Annotated in this window: 12 protein-coding genes; 5 read left to right on the top strand and 7 right to left on the bottom strand. The window is 59.9% G+C overall.

From position 1 onward, the window contains the following. Positions 1-48 precede the first annotated feature (48 nt). The 4 genes from DXD48_RS01105 to DXD48_RS01120 form a co-directional block, all read right to left on the bottom strand. Positions 49-1,512: a S1C family serine protease gene (locus DXD48_RS01105; RefSeq protein ID WP_117563646.1), complete on the bottom strand. Its 1,464-nt coding sequence runs from the start codon at positions 1,510-1,512 to the stop codon at positions 49-51. A 208-nt stretch (positions 1,513-1,720) separates the two neighbouring features. Then, complete coding sequence (locus DXD48_RS01110) at positions 1,721-2,383, bottom strand: response regulator transcription factor (protein WP_006234733.1); 663 nt, start codon at positions 2,381-2,383, stop codon at positions 1,721-1,723. A gap of 50 nt (positions 2,384-2,433) precedes the next feature. Beyond that, the gene (locus tag DXD48_RS01115) at positions 2,434-3,771 is read right to left on the bottom strand and encodes a glutamine synthetase family protein (protein ID WP_117563647.1); all 1,338 of its coding nucleotides are present in this window, start codon (positions 3,769-3,771) and stop codon (positions 2,434-2,436) included. 134 nt (positions 3,772-3,905) lie between these two features. Beyond that, entirely contained in the window at positions 3,906-4,928 is a 1,023-nt protein-coding gene (locus DXD48_RS01120) for a LacI family DNA-binding transcriptional regulator (protein WP_158548900.1), read from the bottom strand. Between the two features lie 235 nt (positions 4,929-5,163). On the opposite strand from DXD48_RS01120, the gene DXD48_RS01125 reads away from it, so the two are divergent. Continuing rightward, a complete protein-coding gene (locus tag DXD48_RS01125; protein ID WP_117563649.1) occupies positions 5,164-6,198 on the top strand; it encodes a sugar kinase in 1,035 nt (344 codons plus the stop codon). Positions 6,199-6,452: 254 nt separating this feature from the next. After that, positions 6,453-7,094 (top strand): bifunctional 4-hydroxy-2-oxoglutarate aldolase/2-dehydro-3-deoxy-phosphogluconate aldolase, encoded by a 642-nt coding sequence (gene eda, locus DXD48_RS01130; RefSeq protein ID WP_117563650.1) that lies wholly within the window; start codon positions 6,453-6,455, stop codon positions 7,092-7,094. 379 nt (positions 7,095-7,473) lie between these two features. On the opposite strand, the gene DXD48_RS01135 is transcribed toward eda, so the two are convergent. Beyond that, positions 7,474-8,166, bottom strand: a complete 693-nt coding sequence (locus DXD48_RS01135) for a GntR family transcriptional regulator (RefSeq protein ID WP_117563651.1) — start codon at positions 8,164-8,166, stop codon at positions 7,474-7,476. A gap of 463 nt (positions 8,167-8,629) precedes the next feature. Between DXD48_RS01135 and DXD48_RS01140 the strand changes: the two genes are divergently transcribed. Continuing rightward, positions 8,630-9,313 carry a YitT family protein gene (locus tag DXD48_RS01140; RefSeq protein ID WP_117563652.1) on the top strand — a complete coding sequence of 228 codons (684 nt, stop codon included), beginning with the start codon at positions 8,630-8,632 and terminating at the stop codon, positions 9,311-9,313. 223 nt (positions 9,314-9,536) lie between these two features. On the opposite strand, the gene DXD48_RS01145 is transcribed toward DXD48_RS01140, so the two are convergent. Continuing rightward, positions 9,537-10,790, bottom strand: a complete 1,254-nt coding sequence (locus DXD48_RS01145) for an ATP-binding protein (RefSeq protein ID WP_158548901.1) — start codon at positions 10,788-10,790, stop codon at positions 9,537-9,539. A 447-nt stretch (positions 10,791-11,237) separates the two neighbouring features. Here DXD48_RS01145 and DXD48_RS01150 point away from each other — a divergent pair, with 447 nt between their 5' ends. Beyond that, positions 11,238-12,047 carry a gluconate 5-dehydrogenase gene (locus DXD48_RS01150; RefSeq protein WP_117563654.1) on the top strand — a complete coding sequence of 270 codons (810 nt, stop codon included), beginning with the start codon at positions 11,238-11,240 and terminating at the stop codon, positions 12,045-12,047. A 206-nt stretch (positions 12,048-12,253) separates the two neighbouring features. Further along, the gene (locus tag DXD48_RS01155; RefSeq protein ID WP_117563655.1) at positions 12,254-12,895 is read left to right on the top strand and encodes an RpiB/LacA/LacB family sugar-phosphate isomerase; all 642 of its coding nucleotides are present in this window, start codon (positions 12,254-12,256) and stop codon (positions 12,893-12,895) included. 139 nt (positions 12,896-13,034) lie between these two features. On the opposite strand, the gene DXD48_RS01160 is transcribed toward DXD48_RS01155, so the two are convergent. Then, positions 13,035-14,984, bottom strand: a complete 1,950-nt coding sequence (locus DXD48_RS01160; RefSeq protein WP_117563656.1) for an NAD(P)/FAD-dependent oxidoreductase — start codon at positions 14,982-14,984, stop codon at positions 13,035-13,037. Positions 14,985-15,099 lie beyond the last annotated feature (115 nt).

Raw genomic sequence — 15,099 nt, forward strand, 5'->3', positions numbered from 1 at the left:
GCGCTGGCGGAACAGCCCCTCTGGCTTCGATATGTGCGATACAGCTCGTTAGAAACCCTGGCCGTTGCCCTGACCCTGGCCCTGCTGGCCAAGCAGCTCCTCCAGATACTGGCGCAGCTGCTCGTCGGTAATACCGCCGTTGCCGGTATCGGTCGCGCTGTCGTTCTGCTGCTGGTTCTGCAGCTCCTCGTCGGAGCCCAGCTCAACCGTGACCTTCTTCTCTTCCTTGCCGCGCATGAGCGTGATCTCGACCTTCTCACCCACCTCGTGGCTGCGCAGTGCGATGATCAGGCCATCGGCGCTCGTAATCTCGTCGTCACCCAGCTTGGTGATGACGTCGCCCTCCTGAATGCCGGCCTTGGCGGCAGGACCGTCTTCGACGACACTTGCCACATACGCGCCGCTATCGGTGCTCAGCTTGTTGGTGCGGGCGTTAAGTGCATTGACGCTCGAAAGCGTGGCGCCCAGGTACGGATGCACCGGCGTCTTGCCGTCGATGATCTGGTCGGCAATGTTCTTGGCATAGTTGACCGGAATGGCAAAGCCCACGCCCGAGCTGGAGCCCGAATAGCTCTCGATGAGCGAATTAATGCCCACAAGCTCGCCATTGTCGTTAACGAGCGCGCCGCCGGAGTTGCCCGGGTTGATGGCGGCATCGGTCTGGATCATGTTGGCATAGATGGTGTTACCGTTGGTAGAGCTCATGGCCGTGGAGCGGTAGAGCGCCGAGACGATACCGGTGGAGACAGACTGCTCGTTGCCAAACGGCGAACCGATCGCCATGACCCACTCGCCCACGTTGAGCTTGGAGGAGTCACCAATCTCGATCGGCGTGAGCTTGGAGGCGTCGGCGTCCTTGAGCTTGATGACGGCTAGGTCGCTCGAGGCATCGTTGCCCACGAACTCGGCCTCGTAGGTGGTGCCGTCGTCCATGGTCACCACGTACTGGTCATAGCCATCGACCACGTGGTTGTTGGTGAGGATGTGGCCCTCGGTATCGAGCACCACGCCCGAACCGACGCTGCCCGAGTTGTCCGACTCGTCGGCAGACTGCGAAAGCGAGCCATTCTGGCCGCCGCTCGAAGTGGCGGTAATGGAAACCACGGAGGGCAGGGCCTTGGCAGAAACGGCCTCGGCCAGCGTGGTGTCCTCGGAATCGATGGTGATCTTTTGCGTCGATGAACCCGAAGCACCCGCCGTCACGGCATTCTTGCCGCCGCCAATGTTGAGCGTACCGCTCATAATGAGCGCAATGACCAGCAGGGCGCCACAGGCGCAGCCGGCGAGCGCCGTAATAAAGATCGGCAGCTTTTTGGTCTTGGTCTTGACCACCGTGTGCTTGTTTACAACCTGCTGGCTGCCCAGCGGCTTTCCGGTCTGCGTGTCGTAGGCCTGCACGTAGGGAATGTTGTTGCCGTCGGCAGGCGTCGACTCCACCTGCACGCGCGGCTGCTGCTGAGTCTCGCCGGCATTGCCAACATCCTGGGGACGCTGGGAATCGTTCTCGCTCATAGCTACGATCCTTTCGTCAAATAACCAATGGCCCGCCAAACACGTGGCGGGCCATCATTGTTCACGTTGAGTTGTACCCCAATATGCGGGCGTACGTGTACGAGAACGCAATCTTTTAGGAAGGCTTAAGTTCTGCTGCAAACTCGAAGGGAACCCGCACCTGCGGCAAAACCACCACAAAGGTGCCTGTCCCCTTTGTGGTGGAAATCTAGTCCTTAAACAGATATCCCACGCCGCGGACGGTGGTGATGTGCGCCGCGATCTGCGGGCCCACCTTGGAGCGGATGCGTCGGATGTGCACGTCGACGGTGCGCGTGCCGCCGCAGTACTCAAAGCCCCATACGCGGTGCAGCAGCACCTCGCGACTGTAGGCGCGGTTGGGGTGCGTCGCCAAAAAGCTCAGCAGCGAGTACTCCATCAGCGTCAGGTCGATGGGCTCGTTATCGAGTGTCACCTGGTAGGTAGCCAGATTAATCTCGAGGTTATCGATGTTGAGCACATCATCGGCGGTGACGGTCTCCTCCTCGCCCATCAGGCGCTGCGCGCGAGCCTTGAGCTCGTTGGGCGTCGCCGTGGGGCACACAAAGTCGGCATGCGCGTGATTCGGCAGGCGCAGGGTACCGAGCGCCTCGTCGTCAACGATCACCAACATGGGGACGCCACCACGATCGTCAAGCCACTTGGCAATCTGATCGATGCGGTCGCTGCGGATGCCATCTGAATCGAGAATCAGCAGGTCAAAGTCGTGCGCCGCAGTCGGCGAATCGGGGGTTGCCAGGCTCACCTCGACACCCAGGGTGGTCGTCAGGCTGCGGGCAAACTCGTGGAAGCGCGTCGTGCGCGCCATGAACAGGGCACTCTTTTCGGACATATCGGCCTCCAAAGAAATGAGCTCAATCGTACTGGAACAAGCCAGCGCGATTAGGAGTTCGCCAGATAGTGCTTGATCTCCCACTCGGTGATCGTAGACTCAAACTTATGCCACTCGTCGCGCTTCTTTTTGAGGAAGAAGCTGTGGATGTGCTCGCCGAGAGCATCCTTCATAAACTGCGAGTCCTCAAACACGTCGAGCGCCTCTTTGAGCGAGCGAGGCAGCGGCGCGTAGCCGGCCTCGACCATCTGACGGTCGGTAAGCTTGAGCGTCTCGGCCGTGGCCTCGGGCGGGAGTTCCAGCTTGCGCTCGATGCCGTCCAGACCAGCCGCCAGCGTGACGGCGTTGACCAGGTACGGGTTGGCCATGGGGTCGGGACTGCGCAGCTCGATGCGCGTGGACAGCGGCTTGCCGGGCTTGTAGACCGGAATGCGGACCATACTCGCGCGGTTGCGCAGGCCCCACGTAGCGTACTGCGGCACGGAGTCGCCACCCGTGGTGATGCGCTTGTACGAGTTGACCGTGGGGTTGGTGATGGCACTGATCTCGCGCGCGTGCGCCAAGATGCCGGCCATGTAGTGCTTGGCGATTTCGGAGAGGTGGTACTTCTCGTCGTCCTCGCCCCAAAACACGTTGTTGCCGTCGTGGTCGAATAGCGACTGGCACAGGAACATAGCGCTGCCGTCCTCGCCAGCCAACGGCTTGGGCATAAAGGAGGCGTGGCAACCGCTCTCGTAGGCCTGCTGCTTAATGATGAGTTTGGCCGTAGTGATGGCGTCGGACATACTCAGGGCCTCGGCATGGCGCAGGCTCATACCGTGCTGCGAGCGACCGGCGGCGTGGAAGGTGTACTCCACGGGCACGGACATCTTCTCGAGCGTGAGGACCGTGTTGCGACGCAGGTCGCGGGCGGCATCGCTCACCGAAAGATCGAAGTAGCCCACGTTGTCGAGCGGCTCGGGGGTGTGCTCGTCGGGGAAGTAGTAATACTCCAGCTCGGCACCCACGTTGAGCAGATAGCCAGCCTTCTCGGCCTTGCGGAACATGCGGCGCAGGGCATCGCGCGGGTCGCCGGCGAAGGGCTTGCGATCGGGAGTGCACACGTCGCAGAACACGCGGGCTACGCCGTTGTGGCTCGGGCGCCACGGCAGGATCTGGAAGGTCGAAGCATCGGGGAACGCCAGCATGTCGGCTTCCTCGGGCGTGGCAAAGCCCTCGATAGCGGAGCCGTCAAAGCCAATACCCTCCTCAAAAGCGACCTCGAGGTCCTCGGGGCTAATGGCAAAGTTCTTGAGGCGGCCGAGAATGTCGACAAACCACAGACGCACAAAGCGGATGTCACGCTGCTCTACGGAGCGGAGTACGTAATCGATGTTCTGCTGGTTCATGTCGCTCCCCTTTCTTTCGGGCGGGTTTCGACTGGTCTATATCGCAGATACTATCGCAGAAAAATGTTTCCGCAGGGTTAAAGCGTATCAAGCGCTCAAAAAACGTGTGCGAACAGGCAGTTGCGAACGAGTAGTTAGCGCGAGGTCGAAGCGCGGTGTTCGATGTGGCCGGGGACCTCGATGCGCTTGGGGGCGAGCTTTGCGGCATCGCCCACCGTAGTGGTAACGACGTCGATACGCTCGGACAGGCGCTCGACTACGCGCTCGGCAATGGTAAGAGTGTCCTGCGCTGCCGTGGTCACACCGCCAAAGAGGACGTGGTTCCAGGGATAGTCGTCAAACGTCGCAATCTTGAGGCCAGCCGGCAATGAGGGTCCCAACTGTGCCAGCGCCTCGGTCAGACGCAGAAAGACCAGGCCGTTGACGGCAATGAGGCCGAGCTTTTTACCCGCATAGCCGCGGATGGTCTCGTCCAGGCGACTGACACCCTCGACGCCACCATCGGCCAGGGTGACGACCTCACCCGCAAGGCCGCGTCGCGAAAGCTCGTCGACAAAGGCCTCGGCGCGTTCGCGACGCACGGGGCTGTCGTCGCTTGCCTCGGTGAGCAGGCACAGGCGCTCGCTGCCCGCAGAGGCCAAGGCGTCTACCAGGCCGGCGACCAGCTCACGGTTGTTGGAGGTCACCAGATCGACACCGCCGTCGGCAACATCGCGGTCGAGCAGCACGACGGGCAGGCGTCCCGCAGCCGCGGCGATCGCCTTGTCGTTGCCTCCGCAGGTATTGACGACCAGGCCGTCCACGCCGGCATCGATAAGTCTGGTGAGCGACTCTGCCTCCTTGGCGGGGTCGTTGCCACTAATGGCCGTCATGAGCGAGCAGCCGCGCGCGGCGGCACTGGCGGAAAGCCCTTCGAGCATGGCGCTCGAGAACGGGTTGGCGATGTCGGCCAAAATCACGCCGATGAGGTTGGTACGCGAGCTGCGCAGATTGCGCGCGGCGGCACGTGGACGATAGCCGGTGCGCTCGATAACTGCCGCGATGCGAGCGCGGGTTTCCTCGGTCATCTGCCCGGGGCGGTTGTTGAGATAGCGCGAGACCGTGGCCGGGCTCACGCCCGCCTCGGCGGCAATGTCCTTAATCCTCATCTGCGCCATAGCGCACCCCGTTTCCCAATTGTCGGCAGTCTGAGCCATTTTAGGCATTTTTTTAAAAATCTCGCTTGCAAAACGCTGTAGGTGAGTATACTACAACTCGAAACGAAACCGATTTCGTAAACCGATTTCGGCAAGCGTTGGCACGGAGGTGCAAAGATGTACCCTACCGTCTTGGCACCTCCGTGCCAACGCCATATCAAAGGTGTACGCACGAGCAAGAAGGAGCTGCGCGACCATGGGTAAAACGGTTCTTACCTTCGGCGAGATCATGATGAGGCTCTCGCCCAAAGACCATCTGCGCATTGAGCAGGCGATCGAGTTTGATGTCCGCTACGGCGGCGCCGAAGCCAACACCGCGCTTTCCCTGGCCTACCAGGGTGACAAGGCAGCTTACGTCTCCGTTGTCCCGGCCAACCGTCTGGGCGAGTGCGCCCTGCGTTCGCTGAAGGTCTACGACGTCGATACCTCGCGCGTCGTGCGCCAGGGCGACCGTCTTGGTTCCTATGTGTTTGAGGTCGGCGCCTCGCAGCGCGGCAACGGCTGCGTCTACGACCGCAAGTACTCTGCCATCAACATGGCCAAGCGCGACGTCTTTGACTGGGACGAGATCCTCAAGGGTGTCGATGTCTTCTACTTCTCCGGCGTGACGCCCGCCGTCTCCGACGAGATGGCCGCCGCCTGCAAGGATGCCCTCACCGCCTGCCGCGCCAAGGGCATCACCACCGTTTGCGACGTGAACTATCGCGGCAAGATGTGGTCGCCCGAGAAGTCGCAGGCCACCATGAAGGAACTCCTGCCGCTCGTTGACATCTGCATTGCCAACGACGAGGACGCTCCTGCCGGCCTCGGTATGACCTGCGTCTCCGGCTCCCTTGCCCACGGCATCGAGGAGCGCGACACCTACGTCGAGATGGCCCGTCAGATCTGCGCCGAGTACGGTTGCAAGAAGGTCGCCTCGGTCGTCCGCAACATCTCCTGCGTCGAGCGCTCCATTTGGATGGGCATGCTCTTTGACGCCGAGAGCGGCGAGCACTGGTTCTCCCCTGCTCACGACGTGCACGTGCTCGAGGGCGTTGCCGCCGGCGACGCTTTCAACGCCGGCCTCGTCCATGCCCTCATCAACGACTTTGCCCCGCAGGACGCCGTCAACTACGCCATCGCCGCCTCGATCCTCAAGCTCACCATCAAGGGCGATTCCAACCTGGTGACCGCAGACGAGATCGCAGCCGTGGCATCCGCCGCCGACGGTGGCACCCGCGTCGCGCGCTAAGCCGTCCCCATTCCGCGGGCCGCAGCTTTCCATACCCATACCTCTGCAGCCCGCTCCCCGATTCCTCCGGCCAGGTAGAACCACTTAGCCCCATTCCGGTTTTGTCTGGCATTCCTTCACGACTGGCCTCGTAGCCGGTTCCGAAATTGCTTGTGACCCAAGCAGTGCCTCCGATAACCAATCCGGAACCGGCTCATGGCCAATCTTCTTTGGCAATCACGCGCCCGTGCGCGCCTCACATCGAAAGGAACACTATGTTCGATCAGTTCTACACCACGCTTGAATCCCTGGGCATCGTGCCGGTCGTCGTGCTCGACAAGGTCGAAGACGCCGCACCGCTCGCCCATGCCCTTATGGCAGCCGGCATGAAGTCCGCCGAGGTCACCTTCCGCACTGCCTGCGCCGCCGAGTGCATCGCCGCTATGGCCGAGACCGAGCCCGAGATGTGCGTCGGCGCCGGCACTGTCCTGACCGTCGAGCAGGTTGAGCAGGCCCGCACCGCCGGTGCCAAGTTCATCGTCTCGCCGGGTTACAACGAGGACGTCGTGAAGCACTGCATCGACATCGACCTGCCCGTCCTTCCCGGCACCGTGACCCCCTCCGAGGTCACTGCTGCCGAGAATCTGGGCCTCAAGGTCACCAAATTCTTCCCCGCGGCTCAGTATGGGGGCCTCAACACCATCAAGGCCCTCGCTGCTCCGTTTGTCGGCCATCGCTTTATGCCCACCGGCGGCGTGAACACTGCCAACGTCGAGGAGTACCTGAGCTCCAGCGCCATCATCGCCTGTGGTGGCACCTGGATGGTCAAGCCGGCCCTGTTCGCCGACGGCGACTTTTCCAAGGTCGAGCAGATCGCCCGCGAGGCCATGGACGTCGTCAAGAAGGTCCGCGGCTAGGTTTAGCTCTCTATCGTGAAAGGGGGCGTGTCCTAGACCTCGCCCCCTTTCTTTTAAAGCGGCTCGGAAGCGCGCCGTTTCCGTCACGAACAAGAACCGAAACCGTCTTGTATGCTGATAGAACGTGACGGAAGCGACACGCCCCCAAGCCGCTTTGCTTTCCCGGTCAATCAACCGACTCAACATAATCCAGTCCACCAAAACAGCTGCGGCGCCGTCTGGGGGAATGGACCCTTGCTTCCGGTCTTTTCCTCCAAGCGGCGCCGCAGCCTTTTCATGCCCCGATTGCACCCCCGCACTTGCGGTGAAATACGGACTGCCTACGTCGTCAAAGCCGCAAAACAGTCCCTATTTCACCGCAACTAATGTAGGGAACGAGTTAGATGGCCGAGTCTTTGGACAGCTCGAAATAGTCGGGATGCAAGGCGATAACCGGGCCCTGCTCCTCGGGCATCAGATGCAGGTGCGTCTCTGCCAGGTAGCTCGCCGTGTCGGTATCGCCCTTTTTAATGGCCTCGAGAATCCGGCGATGCTGCCGACGAATCGGCTCCCAATCCAGATCCTGCGACACCATACGCAACCAGTTGTATCGCTCAAAATGCGTGTTGACGCTCTTCATCCAATCCCACAACATGTGGCGGCCGGCAATCTCAAAACATGTCTCATGAAACAGGTTGTCCAGGTCAAAAAAGCGACGCGTTTCGCTGTGGTCGAGCGACTCGGACTCGGCAAGAATCTGCTCGAGCCGATGCTTTTGCTCGGGCGTGGCGGCAGAGCAGCATTTAATGAGCACACTTCTCTCGAGTTTCTCGCGCAAGAAACAGGCGTTCTCGGCGCGTTCCATACTGATTTTTGAGACATAGGTGCCGCTTTTGGGACGCGTCTCCACCAGCTCTTGCTCGCGCAGGCGCACAAAGGACTCGCGAATGGGCGTGCGCCCGATTCCCGTCTCCTTTTCCAGACCAATCGCCGAAAGGCGCGTGCCGGGCTTGAGCTCGGCATAGATGATCTTGGAGCGCAATGCGTTGTATGCCTGATCTTGCAGGCTCTGATAATGCTGGTGCTGTTCCATAAAGCCCTCGAATGAAGCCCACGGTTTGTCGAATAACTCCACGTAATACTATCGCATCCCCCATCCCACGGCGATGTTTGAGGGGTAGGGCCGGGATTCGGCTTTTGACCGATAAGTTGTTGCAATTAGGTGAACGTTCACCTAATTTCTTCTATTTCGCTTTGCAAATGGATTCCCATACGTATACTAAATCTCAACGAAACCGATTTCGTCAAGCCTGGGCAATAGGATGCTAAGACGCACCCTACCATCTTGGCATCCTATTGCCCATGCCATGCCATTTGCTTTCTTCCCGTCTTGTTGAGCCCTTCAGTCCCATTCTGGCACAACGAGACATTCCTAGACGACTGACCATGGGGCCGGCTTTTCTGCCGTTGAGGCAGTGCCTCCGATAACCCTCTTTTTGCCGGCCCAGGTCAGACATTTCTCTTTAAATATCCTTCAATCGAAAGGATGCAGCAGCATGCGACCGCTCATCATCATGCATGGCGAGAAGATCGACTGGCGTCATACCGTCATAAGAATGCTGATGTATCAGGCGGGCGTTGCCGTGCTGGCACTCGGTATGAGCCTCCAGACGGCATCTGGCCTGGGCGTCGCCGCGCTCACGTGCTTTGCCACGACCCTATCCATGCTCACGGGCAAGACGCTCGGCTTTTGGATTACAACTACCTATGTCGCTTACATCGCGGCGCAGCTCGCCATCTTGCGACGCGAATTTCAACCGCGCATTTTGCTCGAGCTTTGCTTTTCAACGCTAATGGGCGGCTTCACCGATCTGTTCATGGCGTTCAACCCGCTGCATCCCACGGCGCTCCCCGCGCAGGTTGCGACCATGCTGCTCTCCCTCGCTATCACCGCATTTGGCGTCAGTCTCGTCGTCAACATGGGCGTTGTCCCCAACGCACCCGACGGCTTGGTGCAGGTCATTGCGGAAAAGCTCAAGCGCCGTTTTGGAGACGTAAAGGTCATGTTCGATTGCTCGCATGTCGCCGCCTCGTTCACGCTGTCGCTGGTATGCATGCACAACTTAGGCGGCTTTGGCGTAACCACCGCCATCTCGGCACTGTTCTTGGGCCACATCATCAACTTCGCCAACAAGCTGTTTGCCCAGCGATTCGTCCGCATGGCGTTTGGCGCCAAATAGCGAACAGCCGCGGAGCAAACGAGGCTCGAGTGCCCGGCATATCGATGTCGCAAATAACGACGCACGCGCTATACGGACGATGAGGAATAGCCCGTCGCAAACCCCGCAAGCGGAGCTATATGTTGCTATAACTTGACATAAATTGGTCCATTGCCAGCCGGCATGCAAAAGGCCCCAAGCCATTCGCGGCTTGGGGCCTGCCTGGTAACACAGGTCTTTCGGACTACGCTCGCTCGTATTTCGTGGCGCGGCCTGTCCCCTGTTTCATGATCGCGTTTCGGCTGAGCAGAGATTCGAGCGCGGACAGTGTTCGCGCACGGCTCAGCCCCGTCTGTTTCTCAATCTCACTTCGCGACATAATTCGTCCGCCCGACAAGGCCTTAAGAACCTGAGCCTCTTCTCCAGACCCTTCAAAGGCATCGGTAACGGGCAACGCGACAGCTACCACGCCGCCACGAATATCAAAGACCGGCTGATTAATCGAATCGCGATAGGCACGCCTAATGCGCGCAATTCCCGTTCCAAACTTCTCGATATAGTCCAACTTTAAGAAGACCTCGGCAACGATGGGATTTCTGAGCACGGATATCTGTCCATACAGGTATTGCTCCGTCGTCAAGCCAGCGGGCAACGACCCGGGTGAAGTCACAACGACGCGATCATCATACAGAGCAACCTGAACATTCGCTTGCACGTCCCACGTCCGATGCACTAGAGCGTTTGCAACTGCCTCGCGGAATGCCTCGAGGGGAATCCGGTCGGTCTGAACACGCTCGACACCTTCGATGCGCTCATAACGATAGTAGCGCGCGAACATGGCAACTGCTCTATCAACCTGCTCAATTGCAGACAGGCCCGTCGTCGTCTCACGATCTAAAAGCACGTCCTCGGTGTCGCCAAAACGAACGCAGTCGATGCCCGGAAATTCGTTGTTATCCGCCAATATCGCCGCGGCATTGGTATAGCCATCCTTGCCGAGCAGGCGAAGCGTTCGCATGATATCCGACGTGAGCTCAGAAATGCCTAGATGCTCGATGCACTTGTGTTCGAGCGTATGAAAACTCAGGTCCTGGCGAGCCGAGGTGAGCGCATCGAACGTCAGATTGCTGCCTTCGAGCGTCAGCCTGCCGTACTCAAAACGGTCGACCTCTACCGTCGCCGAATCATTTCGCCTGTAGGCCTTCCCCTTGCTTCGATAGGGCTTGTCCTGCCCCTCGTAAACCGTAAGCGTTACAGTTCCGCGGTTCTCGTCGAGCTCGAGCGTGTAACGAGGCGCAGGATCCAGACTGTCATTAATCATGTTCTCGATGCGCAGACACTCCGCAACCGGGTCAGAAAGACCGACTGCAACACCACCGTCGTCAACGCCAAACTCTATCTTGCCCGTCCCGTAGTTTGCATAGGCGCTCACCGTTTTAAGAAACGTCGGCGTTACGCTTTCCTTGTATTCGACGGTAGGACTCTCTCTGACAACCATACGTACGGTCCCTCTCCTTTTCATGCTCATCTGAACCGTATTATAAGACGAAAAACATTTGCGTACGGCTTAGAACCAGACGCAAACTGTTTTCGTCTTATTTGCGTACGGAAACTAGATACAAATTTCACGTTCATACGACTATTTACCAAACGCATAGTGTTTTCGTCCGGCAATGCGTCCGTAATCCAAACAAAAAGGCCCCGAGCTCGTGTTGAACTCGGGACCTCTTGCGCCGCGCATCTATGAGAGGAGAAATGCGATGCGCACGGGCGCTACTCCATGTAGCAGATATCGCGACGAGCGGCTACAACCGTTCACCTTTTAAAAGTGAACGTTCACCTGATTCTAGGAAAACCTGACTTTTAATTCCTCCGCTTCTCCTATACTGAACTTGTAATAGAAGCAAGACTTATATAGATGAACGTTTCTTTTGGAAGGATTGTAATGTCTAACCTTATGGACAGCTTCCGCCTAGACGGCAAGGTCGCGCTCGTGACCGGCGCCACCTATGGCATCGGCATGGCCATTGCCGAGGCGCTCGGAGAGGCAGGCGCCAAGATTGCCTTTAACGCCCGTCACGCCGACAAAGTTGCCGAAGCCGAGAAGCACTACCGCGAGCTGGGCTTTTATGCTCACGGCTATGTTGCCGACGTCACCGACGAGGCTGTCGTCGCCGAGCTCGTTGCCAAGATCGAAGCCGATTTTGGCACCACGCCCGACATCCTGGTCAACAACGCCGGCGTCATCCAGCGCACCCCGATGCTCGACATGAGCGCCGAGGACTTTCGTCGCGTCGTCGACATCGACCTCAATGCCCCGTTTATCGTGTCCAAGGCCTGCCTGCCGGGCATGATCGCCAAGGGCCACGGCAAGATCATCAACATCTGCTCCATGATGAGCGAGCTCGGCCGCGAGACCATCGCCGGCTATGCCGCCGCCAAGGGCGGACTCAAGATGCTCACCAAGAACATCTGCTCCGAGTTTGGCGAGGCCAATATCCAGTGCAATGGCATCGGGCCCGGCTACATCGCCACGCCGCAAACCGCGCCGCTGCGCGAGACGCAGCCTGACGGCAGCCGTCATCCGTTTGACCAGTTCATCATTGCCAAGACGCCCGCAGCCCGTTGGGGCACGCCCGAGGACCTGAAGGGCCCCGCCGTGTTCCTGGCTTCCGACGCATCGAACTTCGTCAACGGGCACATTCTGTACGTGGACGGCGGCATTCTGGCGTACATCGGCAAACAGCCGCAATAAGGAAACTGGGCGAGGCGGTCGGTAGTTAAGTCTGCTGCTCGGACAGTCCTGCGCAAGACGGAAAGCACATTAAGTGCTTTCCTTTGCGTGCGGAACTCGCGACAGACTTAACTGCCGACCGCCCGCACAGCTCATCGCGGGTCGGATTAGCCGCCGCCCGCATACAGAAACAAAAAAAGAAACATTTGGTTGAAAGGTTAACTCAAATGAAGATCGCTCTGATCAACGAGAACTCTCAGAACTCCAAGAACCCTATGATCGAGGCTGCCCTTAAGAAGGTTGTCGAGCCCATGGGGCACACCGTCTTTAACTATGGCATGTATGCCGACGCCGACTCCAAGCCCCTCACCTACGTGCAGAACGGCATCCTTGCCGCCGTGCTGCTCAACTCCGGCGCTGCCGACTACGTCGTGACCGGCTGCGGCACCGGCGAGGGCGCCATGCTCGCCTGCAACTCCTTCCCCGGCGTGCTGTGCGGCCACGTTGCCGATCCGCTGGATGCCTACACCTTTGCCCAGGTCAACGATGGCAACGCCGTCGCCATGCCCTTCGCGCTCAAGAACGGCTGGGGCCAGGAGCTCAACCTCGAGTACACCTTCGAGAAGCTCTTTGGCTTTGGCTCGGGCAACGGCTACCCCGCCGAGCGCGTTGAGCCCGAGCAGCGCAACAAGAAGATCCTCGACGGCGTGCGCGCTGTGACCATGCGTCCGCTCGTCGACGTCCTGGGCGAGATCGATCAGGACCTGGTGAAGGGCGCACTTGCCGGCGAGCACTTCCAGGAGTACTTCTTTGCCAACGCTACCGACGAGGCCATCATCGCCAAGGTCAAGGAGCTCTTGGGTCTGTAATAAGGCCCACGGGGCGCACCAACCCCCCAACAAACCGCCAAGCAAAAGGCGCCGCGACAATCCATGTGTCGCGGCGCCTTTTTTGGTTGGCTATCGCTTGAGCCACTGCAAGGTGGCCGCTCCCCTATTTGCCAAGAGCCTACAGCTCGCAGGCGACCTTGTAGCCATCGCCGATGGCGTCGCGGATGTTGCCGCACTTCTGGGCATCGCCCAGCACGTGGATGGCAACGCCGGCAGCGGCAAGGTCATCGGCCAGCTTGGTGTTAGGACGGTAGCCCATGGCAAGCACCAGCGTATCGGCGTCGGCGATGGTGTGGACTTCGCCGTCCTTTTCGTAACTGATGGCGTCCTCGGTAATCTCAGTCACCTTGGCCTCGGTCAGCACGTGAACGCCCTTGGAGAGCATGCGCGTGATGAGCACCGCGCGACCGGCGCCACCCTCGTTGGCGGCAAGCGTCTTGGTCATCTCGATGACGGTGACATCGCGGTTGGCCGGCGACAGATCGTTGACCAACGGGGCCAGGTAATCGGCCGTCTCGCAGCCAACGGTGCCGCCGCCCACAATGACGATCTTCTTGCCCGGGAAAGCCTTGCCGCCCAGCAGGTCATCAGCCGTCATGACCTGCTTAAAGCTCTGCATAAAGGCCGGCGCGATGGGTTCGGCGCCGTAGGCCAGGACAACCTCGTAGCCCGCGTAGTCGCGCTGGATGTCCTCGGCCGAAAGCTCGGTACCGAAGACGCACGTGACGCCGGCCTCGGCCAGGCGACGGTACTGATACTTGATCACGCGCGTGAGCTCCTGCTTTGCCGGCGGAACGGCCGCAATGCGCATCTCGCCGCCCGGCTCGTCCTGCTTATCCACGAGCACCACGTTATGGCCGCGCTTGGCGGCAATGTAGGCTGCCTCCATGCCCGCGGGACCGGCACCCACAACGAGCACGTTCTTTGCCTCGGCGGCAGGCTCGTAGCCAGCCTCGTCACGCTCCACGTCCGGGTTGACGGTGCAGGAGATGCGCTTGCCGAACATGATGCCGTTCAGGCAGCGCAGGCAACCGATGCAGGGGCGGATGTCATCGGCGTTGCCGGCAGCGGCCTTGTTGCAGAACTCGGCATCGCACAGATTGGCGCGACCCATCATGCAGATGTCGGCGGCGCCGTCCTCGATCAGCTCCTCGGCAATCCATGCCTCGTTGATGCGGCCGACCGTGGCGACGGGAATGTTCACGTGTTTCTTGATCTCGCGCGAGCAGGCGGCGTGCGAGGCCTGCTGGGTGCCGGCGGCGGGAATGGCGGAGCCGCGCTTGATGGTAGTGCCACCCGACACGTGAATCATGTCGACGCCAGCCTTCTCCAGGCGACGCGAGACGTAGATCATGTCGTTGAGGGTCAGGCCGCCATCGGTGTACTCGTCGCCCGAGATACGGACGTCGATGATAAAGTCCTTGCCGCAGCGCTCGCGAATCTCGGCGATGACCTCGAGCAGGAAGCGCATGCGGGCGTCGAGCGAGCCACCGTACTCGTCGGTGCGCTTGTTATAGAGCGGGGTCAAAAAGCCGCCGAGCATGCCGTGGGCGTGTGCCGCATGGACCTCGACGCCGTCGACACCGGCCTTCTGCATGCGCACAGCAGCGTCACCAAACTGATGCGTGAGCTCGTGGATCTCATCGACCGTGATGGGGCGCGGCGCCTCGCGGGCATAGGACGGGCCCACAAAGGACGGAGCGATCAGGCGCGGCGTGCCCGGAATGTTAAAGGCCATGTAGGCGGGGTGGAAGAGCTGCGGCATGATCTTGCAGCCATACTCGTGGACGGCCGCGGCGAGCTTTTCCCAGCCAGGGATAAACGTGTCGTCGTAGCAGCACATGTCACCCGGTAGATAGGTATAGGTGGGCTCGACCGTCACGACCTCGGTGATGATGAGGCCCACGCCGCCCTTGGCACGGGCACGGTAATGATCGACCAAGTCGTCGGTCACATAGCCATGATCGGCCAGGTTCGTGGACACCGGCGGCATAAAGACGCGGTTCTTGACCTCGGTCGTACCGACCTTGATCGGGCTAAAGAGCATCGGGTAGGCGGAAGACTCCATACAGGGTTCCTTTCGTTTGAGCCGCTCGGCGGCAGTTGCTAACGTACTTATCGTATCAGCAACTGCGCTGTACCCGACCGTACACGCTCCCCCGGCTTTTACTCAGCCCACAAAA

Source organism: Collinsella sp. TM05-37, assembly GCF_003436455.1.
Taxonomy (GTDB): Bacteria; Actinomycetota; Coriobacteriia; order Coriobacteriales; family Coriobacteriaceae; genus Collinsella.

Coding starts and splice junctions, on each gene's coding strand:
- DXD48_RS01110 (WP_006234733.1), bottom strand. CDS start 2,383: ATGTCCGAAAAGAGTGCCCTGTTCATGGCGCGCACGACGCGCTTCCAC.
- DXD48_RS01125 (WP_117563649.1), top strand. CDS start 5,164: ATGGGTAAAACGGTTCTTACCTTCGGCGAGATCATGATGAGGCTCTCG.
- DXD48_RS01140 (WP_117563652.1), top strand. CDS start 8,630: ATGCGACCGCTCATCATCATGCATGGCGAGAAGATCGACTGGCGTCAT.
- DXD48_RS01160 (WP_117563656.1), bottom strand. CDS start 14,984: ATGGAGTCTTCCGCCTACCCGATGCTCTTTAGCCCGATCAAGGTCGGT.
- DXD48_RS01145 (WP_158548901.1), bottom strand. CDS start 10,790: ATGGTTGTCAGAGAGAGTCCTACCGTCGAATACAAGGAAAGCGTAACG.
- eda (WP_117563650.1), top strand. CDS start 6,453: ATGTTCGATCAGTTCTACACCACGCTTGAATCCCTGGGCATCGTGCCG.
- DXD48_RS01150 (WP_117563654.1), top strand. CDS start 11,238: ATGTCTAACCTTATGGACAGCTTCCGCCTAGACGGCAAGGTCGCGCTC.
- DXD48_RS01115 (WP_117563647.1), bottom strand. CDS start 3,771: ATGAACCAGCAGAACATCGATTACGTACTCCGCTCCGTAGAGCAGCGT.
- DXD48_RS01120 (WP_158548900.1), bottom strand. CDS start 4,928: ATGGCGCAGATGAGGATTAAGGACATTGCCGCCGAGGCGGGCGTGAGC.
- DXD48_RS01105 (WP_117563646.1), bottom strand. CDS start 1,512: ATGAGCGAGAACGATTCCCAGCGTCCCCAGGATGTTGGCAATGCCGGC.
- DXD48_RS01135 (WP_117563651.1), bottom strand. CDS start 8,166: ATGGAACAGCACCAGCATTATCAGAGCCTGCAAGATCAGGCATACAAC.
- DXD48_RS01155 (WP_117563655.1), top strand. CDS start 12,254: ATGAAGATCGCTCTGATCAACGAGAACTCTCAGAACTCCAAGAACCCT.